Here is an 11,919-nt window from a genome sequence, read left to right on the forward strand (position 1 = left end):
GGTGGGTGCCCGGCACCTCAGCCCGGGAAGCACTCCTTGGGGTTCTTCACCAGCGACGGGAAGTGCCCGGACCACACCCAGGCCGTCGGCTGGGAGTCGTAGATCCGGAACCACAGGTTCCCCGAGGGGGTCTTGGTGGTCGAGCACTGGATCCGCAGCTTTGCCTTGTACGGTTCCTTGCCGTACCTGGTCGAGGAGGAAGTGGGCTTCGCGTATATGGGGGCGCCATTGGGGGACGCCACGGTCAGGTTGACGTAGGCCGGCGCGGCCGGACGGGACTCCTTCGCCTCGGCGGCGGTGGCGGTGCCTCCGGCCATGGCGAGGGCAGCCACGAGCACGGCGGACTTCTTCAACACACCTTGGGGGGTGGCCATGTGACTCCTGTTCTCCATTTGCGTTGACGATCCGTCAACGCAAATGGAGATGTGTGTTGTGGGCAGGAGGTTGCCCGTCCGGGCACGCTTCGGCAGTGACGCCGGTTACACGGGGGCGTGGACGCGCTCGACCTTCTGTGTGCCGCTGCGAGTGCGGTACGAGCGGGACCACTTGGCGGTCGCGTCGCGCTTCGTGCGGTCGGAGATGACGTAGTAGTCCATCTGCGCGTGCTCGGCCGTGATGTCCAGGACGCCGTAGCCGTGGCGGTCGGTGTCGACCCAGTGGACGTGCCGGTTGGCGGCGCGGATGACGGGGGAGGCGACTGCGGAGACCGTGCCCTCGGGGACCTTCACGATGTCGTCGAGGTTGTCCGAGGTGACCGAGGTGACGACGAACTCCGTGGCGGCCGACGGGGACAGCGGATACGTGCCGGCGTCCACCGGCACGTCGTTGGCCCAGGCCATATGGATGTCGCCGGTGAGAAAGACGGTGTTGCGGATCGCGTTCGCGCGCAGGTGGGCGAGGATCTCGCGACGGTCGTCGGTGTAGCCGTCCCACTGGTCGGTGTTGAGGGCGAGGCCCTCCTGCGGCAGGCCGAGCAGCTTGGCGAGGGGCTTCAGCAGGTCGGCGGAGAGCGAGCCGATGGCGAACGGCGAGACCATCACAGAGTTGCCGACCAGCCGCCAGGTGGTGTCGGACGACTTCAGGCCCGCCTTGAGCCAGTCGAGCTGGGGGCGGCCGGTGAGCGTGCGGTCCGGGTCGTCGACCTCGCCGTTGCCGACCTTGGCCTGCTGCGAGCGGAAGGAACGCAGGTCCAGCAGCGAGAGGTCGGCCAGCTTGCCGAAGCGCAGCCGGCGGTAGGTGGTGCCCGCGATCGCCGGGCGCACCGGCATCCACTCGAAGTAGGCCTGCTTGGCGGCGGCCTGTCGGGCGGACCAGGCGCCCTCGGCGCCCTCCGTGTGGTTCTCGGCGCCGCCCGACCAGGCGTCGTTGGCGAACTCGTGGTCGTCCCAGATCGCCACGACCGGGGCCGCCGCGTGCAGCGCCTGGAGGTCCGGGTCGGTCTTGTACCGCGCGTGCCGGACGCGGTAGTCGGCGAGGGTGACGATCTCGTGGGCCGGGGCGTGCGGGCGTACGACCGTGCCGCGCGTGCCGTACTCGCCGGTGCCGTACTCGTAGATGTAGTCGCCCAGGTGCAGCCAGGCGTCCAGGTCGCCGCGGGCCGCGAGATGGCGGTACGAGGAGAAGTAGCCGGCCTCCCAGTTGGCGCAGGAGACCACGCCGAAGCGGATGTTCGTGACGGCCGCGTCGGCCGCCGGGGCCGTGCGGGTGCGCGCGGCGGGGGAGTCGGTGCCGCCGGCGGAGAAGCGGAACCAGTAGTCGGTGGCCGGCCGCAGGCCACGGATGTCGGCCTTCACCGTGTGGTCGGAGGCGGCCGTCGCGGTGGTGGAGCCCTTGGCGACGATCGTGGTGAACGCACGGTCCTCGGCGACGACCCAGCTCACCTCGGTGTCCGGGCCCAGCCCGGAGCCGGGTATCGCCTCCGGGACCGGGGTCACGCGGGTCCACAGCAGGATGCCGTCCGGCAGCGGGTCACCGGAGGCGACGCCGTGCAGGAAGGCGGGTGCCTGGTCGACGGCGCGCGCGGGCAGGGTTGCCGCCAGCGACCCGGCCAGGACAGCGGTCGCCGCCGCGGCCTTGACGACCGTACGGCGGCGCGGGGTGAGGGAGTTGAGGCCCTCTGACGTGTTCGATGATCTGTATCGACTGGTCACGACCGATCAGGTTACTGGCCGGTATGCGCCAGAGCGGGCGAACTCCCGAAGTTCGCCCGCTCTTCATGCGGAGGGTGAAATTCCTTGTCGCGGTCAGGCCTTGAGAGCCGCGTTCACCGCCTTGTTGAACTCTGCGACCGTCCACCCCTGGTTGGGATTAGAGGGCGTGAGCTGCTTGCCGTCCATGACGAAGCCCGGAGTGCCCTGCACGCCGTCCTTGTTGTCGTCGAAGGTCTTCGACATGGCCATCGCCCAGGCGTCGTAGGTGCCCTTCTCGACCGCGTCCTGGAACTTCTTGTTGCCCTTCAGCTCCGGGACGGTGTTCGCGACCTTGATCAGGTAGCTGTCGTCCTTGAACTTGTCGGTCGTCTCCTCCGGGTGGTACTTCGCCGAGTACAGCGCGGCCTTGTAGTCGAGGAACGCGTCGTCGCTCACGTTCAGCGCGGCACCCAGGGCGCTCAGCGCGTTCTTCGAGCCCTCGCCGTTGTCCTTGTTGTCGATGAAGGTGGCGCCGATGAACTGCATCTTGAACTTGCCGTCGTCGATGTCCTTCTTCACGGTCGGACCGACGGTCTGCTCGAACTGGGCGCACACGGGGCAGCGCGGGTCCTCGTAGACCTTCAGGGTCTTCTTGGCCGAGTCCTTGCCGATGACGACCGTGGTGCCCTTGGTGCCCGTGGTGTTGGCCGGGGTGACGACCTTGGCGTCCTTCTGGGCCTCCCAGTACGTGGGCTTGTTGGCCTGGACGACCGCGTAGCCGATGCCGCCGGCTATCGCCAGGACGCCGACGATGGAGGCGGCGACGACGATCTGCCGCTTTGCCTTCGCCCGCTTCGCCTCGCGCTCGCGCTCGATGCGCAGGCGCTCGCGGGCCGCCGTCTTCGCCGCCTGGCTGTTCCGCTTGCTCATGGTGATGTTCTCCGTAGGGGGACGCGCACACGTCGTGTGCGGGATACGTAGGGGGACTGCCGGTGCTCGAAAGCGCCTCACGCGTAGGCGGGCGAGCACGGCGGTCCACGCCGTCCCAGGGAGTACGCGAGGATCCGGTCGCGGGCGGTGGGCGTGCGGTCGCCGGCGCGTGACGGCGGACGCCGCCCGGCCGGAGCCCGCTCCACCGTGACGGCGGCGACCGCCAGCAGCAGCGGCCTGAACGTCGTCGCCGTCACCGCGCGCAGCAGCTGGGCCAGGGCCCGCTCGCCCCGGCGCAGCCAGACGGCGGCGGCCAGTCCCACGCCGACGTGCGCGCCGAGCAGCAGCCAGGCGGTGGCCGGGTCGGCATGTGCGACCACGGCCGCGAGCCGGTCGGTGCCGGTGGCCCCGGCCATCCGGGCCAGCGGTGTGCCGATTTCGCCGCCCCCGCACAGCACGTCCAGGCCGACCGACCGCAGCGGGCCGGCGACCGGGCCGCCCGACCGGCCGTAACAGGCGTGCTGTCCCGTGGTGAACACCGTGTCGGCGGCCAGTTCCAGCGGGATCAGCAGGGCCGCGATCCGCCCGAAGGAGCGCTCGCGGCCCGCCAGGGCGTACGCGATCACGAACACGGTGGCGGCGACGGCGGCCACCGTGCCCATCGGGAGCGGGACCCGGGACAGCAGCACGTGTGACGCGGTGCTGAGCGTCACGACCACTGCCGTGAACAGCGCCGCGCGTACGGCTCTGAGCTGGATCCCGGATATGTCCATAGCGAAAGGAGAGTCTGTCACGGGGGCCTGTAAGGGACCCCTAAAGGATGCCTGTGAGAGAGCGGATGGCCAAAGCCCGGCTCAGGGGTCCTTACAGCCCCGGGATCCGGCCGTTGCGGAACAGGTCCACGAAGGTCTGGTGGTCGGCGCGCGCGCGTGCGCCGTAGCCGTGCGCGAAGTCGATCAGCAGTGGCGCGAAACCCTCCTCGTCGGCCGCGATCGCCGCGTCGATGGCCCGCTCCGTGGAGAACGGCACCAGGGACTCACCGGACTGGTCGTCCGCCGCCGAGTGCATCGTGGCCGTGGCCCGGCCGAGGTCGGCCACCACCTGGGCGATCTCCTCCGCGTCGTCGATGTCGCCCCAGTCGAGATCCACCGCGTATGGCGAGATCTCGGCGACCAGCTGGCCCGCGCCGTCCAGCTCGGTCCAGCCCAGCCACGGGTCGGCGTGCGCCTGGAGGGCGCGCTGGGAGATGACCGTGCGGTGCCCCTCGTGCCGGAAGTAGTCGCGGATCGCCTGGTCCGTGACGTGCCGGGAGACGGCCGGGGTCTGGGCCTGCTTGATGTAGATCACGACGTCGTTCTCCAGGGCGTCGCTGTGGCCCTCCAGGAGGATGTTGTACGACGGCAGCCCCGCCGAGCCGATGCCGATGCCGCGGCGGCCGACGACGTCCTTCACGCGGTAGGAGTCCGGGCGGGCCAGGGAGCTGTCCGGGAGCGTCTCCAGGTAGCCGTCGAAGGCGGCGAGCACCTTGTAGCGCGTGGCCGCGTCCAGCTCGACCGAGCCGCCGCCGGGCGCGAAGCGGCGCTCGAAGTCGCGGATCTCCGTCATCGACTCCAGCAGCCCGAACCGGGTCAGCGACCGGGCGTCACGCAGCGCGTCCAGCAGCGGGCCCTGCGCGGTGTCCAGCGTGAACGGTGGCACCTCGTCGCTCTTGGCGCCGGTGGCCAGGGCGTGGATCCGCTCGCGGTACGCGACCGCGTAGATCGTCACCAGCTCGGAGATCTGCTCGTCGCTGAGCGCCTTGGCGTACCCGATGAGGGCGATGGAGGCGGCGAAGCGCTTCAGGTCCCAGGTGAAGGGGCCGACGTAGGCCTCGTCGAAGTCGTTGACGTTGAAGATCAGGCGGCCGTTGGCGTCCATGTACGTGCCGAAGTTCTCCGCGTGCAGGTCGCCGTGGATCCACACGCGCGAGGTGCGCTCGTCCAGGAACGGCCCGCCCCGCTTCTCCTCGTCGAGATCGTGGTAGAAGAGGCAAGCCGTGCCCCGGTAGAACGCGAATGCCGAGGCCGCCATCTTCCGGAACTTCACGCGGAACGCGGCCGGGTCGGCGGCCAGGAGCTCGCCGAAGGCGGTGTCGAAAACGGCGAGGATCTCCTCACCGCGGTGCTCGTCGTCGAGCTGCGGGAACGACATCGCTGGGTGCCTCCTGGTGCATACGTCTCGGGGCGGCGGGTCCGCCCTCGGCCTAACGTGTGGCGGTCCGCGGGAGTGCCCGCGAGCCCCGCAAGAAGGTACGCGGGTCAGGCCTCGGAGTGTCAGTGGCGAGGCATAGACTTCGACGCTGTCCCCCAGACTGTCCGCAGCCTGTCGGGCCCCATTCGACGTATGTTTTCTCTGGAGGCCGCAGCCGTGTCAAAGCCGCCGTTCACGCACCTGCACGTCCACACCCAGTACTCGCTGCTGGACGGTGCCGCGCGGCTGAAGGACATGTTCAACGCGTGCAACGAGATGGGCATGACGCACATCGCCATGTCCGACCACGGCAACCTCCACGGGGCGTACGACTTCTTCCACTCCGCGCAGAAGGCCGGGGTCACGCCGATCATCGGGATCGAGGCGTACGTCGCGCCCGAGTCGCGCCGCAACAAGCGCAAGATCCAGTGGGGCCAGCCGCACCAGAAGCGGGACGACGTCTCCGGTTCCGGTGGTTACACCCACAAGACGATGTGGGCCGTGAACCAGACGGGCCTGCACAACCTCTTCCGGCTCTCCTCGGACGCGTACGCCGAGGGCTGGCTCCAGAAGTGGCCCCGGATGGACAAGGAGACCATCGCCCAGTGGTCCGAGGGCATCGTCGCCTCCACCGGCTGCCCCTCCGGCGAGGTCCAGACCCGGCTGCGCCTCGGCCACTTCGACGAGGCCCTCAAGGCCGCCGCCGACTACCAGGACATCTTCGGCAAGGACCGCTACTTCCTGGAACTGATGGACCACGGCATCGAGATCGAGCACCGGGTCCGCGACGGCCTGCTCGAGATCGCCAAGAAGCTCGGCATCCCCCCACTGGTCACCAACGACTCGCACTACACCTACTCGCACGAGGCGAGCGCCCACGACGCCCTGCTGTGCATCCAGACCGGCAAGAACCTCTCCGACCCGGACCGCTTCCGGTTCGACGGCACCGGCTACTACCTGAAGTCCACGGACGAGATGTACGCCATCGACTCCTCGGACGCCTGGCAGGAGGGCTGCGCCAACACCCGGCTGATCGCCGAGATGGTCGACACCACGGGCATGTTCGAGAAGCGCGACCTGATGCCGAAGTTCGACATCCCGGAGGGGTACACGGAGGTCAGCTGGTTCCGCGAGGAGACCCTGCGCGGCATGCACCGCCGCTTCCCGGACGGCATCCCGGACGACCGCATGAAGCAGGTCGAGTACGAGATGGACACCATCATCTCGATGGGCTTCCCGGGCTACTTCCTCGTGGTCGCCGACTTCATCATGTGGGCCAAGAAGCAGGGCATCGCGGTCGGCCCCGGCCGAGGCTCCGCGGCCGGCTCGATCGTCGCCTACGCCCTCGGCATCACCGACCTCGACCCCATCCCGCACGGTCTGATCTTCGAGCGGTTCCTCAACCCCGAGCGCATCTCCATGCCCGATGTCGACATCGACTTCGACGAGCGCCGGCGCGTCGAGGTGATCCGGTACGTGACGGAGAAGTACGGCGCCGACAAGGTCGCCATGATCGGCACGTACGGCACCATCAAGGCCAAGAACGCGATCAAGGACTCCGCGCGCGTGCTGGGCTACCCGTACGCGATGGGCGACCGCCTCACCAAGGCCATGCCCGCCGACGTCCTCGGCAAGGGCATCAACCTCGACGGCATCACCAATCCCGAGCACCCCCGCTACTCGGAGGCGGGCGAGATCCGGGCGATGTACGAGAACGAGCCGGACGTGAAGAAGGTCATCGACACCGCCAAGGGCGTCGAGGGCCTGGTCCGGCAGATGGGCGTGCACGCCGCCGGCGTGATCATGTCCAGCGAGACGATCACCGACCACGTCCCGGTCTGGGTCAGGCACACCGACGGCGTGACCATCACGCAGTGGGACTACCCGAGCTGTGAGTCGCTCGGCCTGCTGAAGATGGACTTCCTCGGCCTGCGCAACCTGACGATCATGGACGACGCCGTCAAGATGGTGAAGTCCAACAAGGGGATCGACATCGATCTCCTGAGCCTCCCGCTCGACGACCCCACGACCTTCGAACTGCTCCAGCGCGGCGACACCCTCGGCGTCTTCCAGTTCGACGGCGGCCCCATGCGCTCCCTGCTCCGGCTGATGAAGCCGGACAACTTCGAAGACATCTCCGCCGTGTCGGCCCTGTACCGCCCGGGCCCGATGGGAATGAACTCCCACACGAACTACGCGCTGCGCAAGAACGGCCAGCAGGACATCACGCCGATCCACCCCGAGCTGGAGGAGCCGCTCAAGGAGGTCCTGGACGTCACCCACGGCCTGATCGTCTACCAGGAGCAGGTGCAGAAGGCCGCCCAGATCATCGCCGGCTACTCGCTCGGCGAGGCCGACATCCTCCGCCGCGTGATGGGCAAGAAGAAGCCCGAGGAACTGGCGAAGAACTTCGTCCTCTTCCAGGAGGGCGCCCGCAAGAAGGGCTTCAGCGACGAAGCCATCCAGGCGCTCTGGGACGTGCTGGTCCCCTTCGCCGGCTACGCGTTCAACAAGGCGCACTCCGCCGCGTACGGACTCGTCTCGTACTGGACGGCGTACCTCAAGGCGAATCACCCCGCCGAGTACATGGCCGCGCTCCTCACGTCCGTGAAGGACGACAAGGACAAGTCGGCCGTCTACCTCAACGAGTGCCGCCGCATGGGCATCAAGGTCCTCCCGCCGGACGTCAACGAGTCGATGTCCAACTTCGCCGCCCAGGGCGACGACGTGATCCTCTTCGGCCTCTCCGCCGTCCGCAACGTCGGTACGAACGTCGTCGAGTCGATCATCAGGTGCCGCAAGGCCAAGGGGAAGTACACCTCGTTCCCGGACTACCTCGACAAGGTGGACGCGGTGGTCTGCAACAAGCGCACCACCGAGTCGCTGATCAAGGCCGGCGCCTTCGACGCCATGGGCCACACCCGCAAGGGCCTCACCGCGCATTACGAGCCGATGATCGACAACGTGGTCGCGGTCAAGCGCAAGGAGGCCGAGGGGCAGTTCGACCTCTTCGGCGGCATGGGCGAGGACGACAGCAGCGAGCCGGGCTTCGGGCTCGACGTGGAGTTCACCACCGAGGAGTGGGACAAGACCTATCTGCTCGCCCAGGAGCGGGAGATGCTCGGTCTGTACGTCTCCGACCACCCGCTGTTCGGCCTGGAGCACATCCTGTCCGACAAGGCCGACGCGGGCATCTCCCAGCTGACCGGCGGTGAGCACGCGGACGGCGCGGTCGTCACCATCGGCGGCATCATCTCCGGCCTCCAGCGCAAGATGACCAAGCAGGGAAACGCCTGGGCCATCGCCACCGTCGAGGACCTCGCCGGCTCGATCGAGTGCATGTTCTTCCCGGCGACGTACCAGCTCGTCTCGACCCAACTCGTCGAGGACGCCGTGGTGTTCGTCAAGGGCCGCCTCGACAAGCGCGAGGACGTGCCGCGGCTGGTCGCGATGGAACTGATGGTGCCGGACCTGTCCAACGCGGGCACCAACGCGCCCGTGATCCTCACCATCCCGGCCACTCGGGTCACTCCGCCGCTGGTCAGCCGGCTCGGCGAGGTCCTCAGCCACCACAAGGGCGACAGCGAGGTCCGGATCAAGCTCCAGGGACCGACCAAGACGACCGTGCTGCGTCTGGACCGGCACCGGGTGAAGCCGGACCCGGCGCTCTTCGGTGATCTGAAGGTGCTGCTCGGGCCGTCCTGCCTGGCGGGCTGACGCCGGGCTCGGGAGCGGGCTCTCGATGCGCGTGAGGGGCGTACCCGCACTGGGTACGCCCCTCGGCGCGTCCGGGTCTCAACCACCCGTTGCACACATGTCAGTTGTGGCCGAAGCTCCGCTTGCGCTTGCGGGACGCCACGTCGCCGGGGGTCACCTCGACCTCGGGCTGGGGCTCCGCCTCCGCGGCGGGACGGCGGTCCGCACGCTGACCACGCTCGGTAGGACGCTGCTGCTTACGGTCACGGTTCTTGTTCTTGGCCATGGTGATGCCTCCTGTGGGGGATCTAGGGGCCAGGGCCGGGACCAGATTCACACAGGCCGACAACGATCGCATGTCGGACAATTACCGTGCGTGACAGGGATGGTCGCGGCGAGAACCTCCGAAACGCCACGCCGAAGATCGAGTTCCGGCCGTTAACCTCCGCGCCTTCGGGCAGACTCGAAGCAAGCCCGAAGCAAACCTCCCGGGAAGAGGGTGAGTCGTGTGGACCGCTGCATCGTCCTGGTGGACGCGGGGTATCTGCTGGGGGCAGCGGCGAGTCTCCTCGCCGGGGAGCCCTCACGATCCAGTATCACCGTCGACCACACCGCCCTCATCCAGGGGCTGCGCGAGCGCGCCGAGTCCGATACGCAGCAGCCGCTGCTGCGTATCTACTGGTTCGACGGCGCCCCCGACCGCGTCCCGCAACCCGAGCACCGCAGGCTGCGCGTGATGCCCCGGGTCACCGTCCGGCTGGGCGCGCTGACCCGCAGCGACGGCCGTTGGGCGCAGAAGGGCGTGGACGCCGCGATGCACGCCGAGCTCACCGAACTGGCCCGCAACCGCGCCTGCTCCGACGTCGTCCTCGTCACCGGCGACGGCGATCTGCTGCCCGGCATGATGGCCGCCAAGGAGCACGGCGTCGCCGTTCACCTGTGGGCCGTGCAGGCCGCCGACGGCGACTACAACCAGTCCGAGGACCTGGTCGCCGAGGCCGACGAGCGGCGCGTCCTGGACCGGGCCTGGATCACCAAGGCCGTCCGCGCCAAGGAGCACACCGGCGTGTGCTCCCCGCAGCCGGCGCCCCGGCCCGAGATCGCCGCGATCCTCTCCGCCCCGCTGCCCGACTCCGCGCTCGCCGCGGCCGAGAGCCCCGCACCGCAGCCGCAGCACCCCACGGCCGACGCCGGGCAGAACGGCGCGGAGGAACGGGTGCCCGCCCCCAAAGGCGTCCCCACGCCCAAAGACCTGGCCGCCCTGCGCGCCCCCGGCCACCCGTCCGCCCAGCACCCCGCCTCCGCCACCCTCCGCTGGTCCTCCGACAAAGGCTGGGTCGACCGGCCCACGGCCGAGCCCCCCGAGGCCGCTTCGATGCCGACGCTCGCCCAGCTGACCACGGCCGAGCAGCGGTGGGCCGACCGCGAGGAGGACATCACCACCGTCGGCGGCGACCCCTTCGAGGTCGGGCAGGTCTTCGCCCGGCGCTGGGTCGAGCGCCTCGGCGACCAGAGCCACCTGCAGAAACTGTCCGGGATGTACCCGCGCGTCCCGCACCGCGTCGACGGGGAGCTGCTGCGCTACGCCGCTCGCTTCGGCCTGCTCGCCCACAAGGACGACCAGATCGACGAGCGGGACCGGTACGCCATCCGGGCGGGCTTCTGGAAGGAGATCGGCGTACGTACGGGAGTGGAACACGCGCCCGTCGGCGAGTGAGAACTTTGCCGACGGATTTCCCGTTGTGGACCGACCCGAGAGCGGGCCGGGGCAGTCGACCCCGTAGTCTCGTCCCTTGTGAGTAAGCGCGCGGCACAGGCATTTCGGCACGATGGTGACGTCGTGTGCGCGGTGCGCGGGCTGACCAAGACCTATCCGGCGGTACGCGGTCGGCGGGGCGCGCCCGGAACACCCGAGGTCCGGGCCACGGACGATGTACGGCTGGACATCCGGCGCGGCGAGATCTTCGGCCTGCTCGGGCCGAACGGCGCCGGCAAGTCCACCCTCGTACGGCAGCTCACCGGGCTGATGCGCCCCGACCGCGGCAGCGTGGAGATCCTCGGGCACGACATCGTGCGCCACCCGGAGCGGGCCGCGCGGATCCTCGCTTACCTCGGGCAGGAGTCGACCGCCCTCGACGAGCTGACCGTGTCGCTCGCCGCCGAGACCACCGGACGGCTGCGCGGCCTGGACGTACGGCGGGCCCGGGCCGAGCGGGACGACGTACTCGACGAGCTGGGGCTCGCGCCGCTCGCCGGGCGGCCGCTGAAGAAGCTGTCCGGGGGCCAGCGGCGCCTGGCGTGCTTCGCCGCTGCGCTGGTGGGGGAGCGGCCGCTGCTCGTGCTCGACGAGCCGACCACCGGCATGGACCCGGTGGCGCGGCGGGCCGTGTGGTCCGCCGTCGACCGGCGGCGGGCCGAGCGCGGGACGACCGTGCTGCTCGTCACCCACAATGTCATCGAGGCCGAGACCGTGCTGGACCGGGTGGCCGTCCTCGACCGGGGGCGGGTGATCGCCTGCGACACCCCGGCCGGGCTCAAGGAGCAGGTCGCCGGCGAGGTGCGGGTCGACCTGGTGTGGCGGGACGCGGCGCCGCTGCACGTCCCCGAGGTGGCCGCGCTGCGGGACCGCGCCGTGGAGTCGGGACGCCTGTGGACGCTCCGGCTCGGGCCCGAGGAGGCCCGGGCGGTCGTCGCCACCGTGACCGGCGGGGCCGCCTTCGCCGCCCTGGACGACTTCACGCTGGCCACGCCGAGCCTGGAGGACGTGTACCTGGCCCTGGGCGGTGCCGTGCAGCAGGGGCTGGTGAAGGCGTGAGGAGTAGCGAGGCCTTGAGTGCGGGGGCCTGGAACATGACGGCCTTGAACGTGACGGCCCGGAATGCGGCGGCCTTGAGTGCGCAGACCGCCGCGTACGTACCGAACAGGGCGACTGCCG

General features: G+C 69.6%; 9 protein-coding genes. 3 read left to right on the top strand and 6 right to left on the bottom strand.

Annotation, left to right across the window (positions count from 1 at the left end; all coding sequences use genetic code 11):
• Positions 1-17: 17 nt before the first annotated feature.
• The 5 genes from ACZ6TU_RS09470 to ACZ6TU_RS09490 form a co-directional block, all read right to left on the bottom strand.
• Positions 18-374 (bottom strand): hypothetical protein, encoded by a 357-nt coding sequence (locus ACZ6TU_RS09470; RefSeq protein ID WP_467674180.1) that lies wholly within the window; start codon positions 372-374, stop codon positions 18-20.
• 105 nt (positions 375-479) lie between these two features.
• Positions 480-2,150, bottom strand: coding sequence for an alkaline phosphatase D family protein (locus ACZ6TU_RS09475; RefSeq protein WP_467674178.1), 1,671 nt, complete (start codon positions 2,148-2,150; stop codon positions 480-482).
• A gap of 93 nt (positions 2,151-2,243) precedes the next feature.
• Positions 2,244-3,059: a thioredoxin domain-containing protein gene (locus tag ACZ6TU_RS09480; protein WP_467674176.1), complete on the bottom strand. Its 816-nt coding sequence runs from the start codon at positions 3,057-3,059 to the stop codon at positions 2,244-2,246.
• A 77-nt stretch (positions 3,060-3,136) separates the two neighbouring features.
• Positions 3,137-3,832, bottom strand: a complete 696-nt coding sequence (locus ACZ6TU_RS09485) for a hypothetical protein (protein ID WP_467674174.1) — start codon at positions 3,830-3,832, stop codon at positions 3,137-3,139.
• Between the two features lie 91 nt (positions 3,833-3,923).
• Positions 3,924-5,249: a DUF2252 domain-containing protein gene (locus ACZ6TU_RS09490; RefSeq protein WP_467674172.1), complete on the bottom strand. Its 1,326-nt coding sequence runs from the start codon at positions 5,247-5,249 to the stop codon at positions 3,924-3,926.
• Between the two features lie 216 nt (positions 5,250-5,465).
• Between ACZ6TU_RS09490 and dnaE the strand changes: the two genes are divergently transcribed.
• Complete coding sequence (gene dnaE, locus ACZ6TU_RS09495) at positions 5,466-9,005, top strand: DNA polymerase III subunit alpha (RefSeq protein WP_467674170.1); 3,540 nt, start codon at positions 5,466-5,468, stop codon at positions 9,003-9,005.
• A 100-nt stretch (positions 9,006-9,105) separates the two neighbouring features.
• On the opposite strand, the gene ACZ6TU_RS09500 is transcribed toward dnaE, so the two are convergent.
• Entirely contained in the window at positions 9,106-9,270 is a 165-nt protein-coding gene (locus ACZ6TU_RS09500; RefSeq protein WP_467674169.1) for a hypothetical protein, read from the bottom strand.
• 222 nt (positions 9,271-9,492) lie between these two features.
• Between ACZ6TU_RS09500 and ACZ6TU_RS09505 the strand changes: the two genes are divergently transcribed.
• Together ACZ6TU_RS09505 and ACZ6TU_RS09510 are read left to right on the top strand one after the other, a co-directional pair.
• Positions 9,493-10,701 carry an NYN domain-containing protein gene (locus ACZ6TU_RS09505; protein WP_467674167.1) on the top strand — a complete coding sequence of 403 codons (1,209 nt, stop codon included), beginning with the start codon at positions 9,493-9,495 and terminating at the stop codon, positions 10,699-10,701.
• 123 nt (positions 10,702-10,824) lie between these two features.
• A complete protein-coding gene (locus ACZ6TU_RS09510) occupies positions 10,825-11,799 on the top strand; it encodes an ABC transporter ATP-binding protein (protein ID WP_467674424.1) in 975 nt (324 codons plus the stop codon).
• Positions 11,800-11,919: the final 120 nt, after the last annotated feature.

The organism is Streptomyces sp. NPDC052064 (assembly GCF_055585925.1).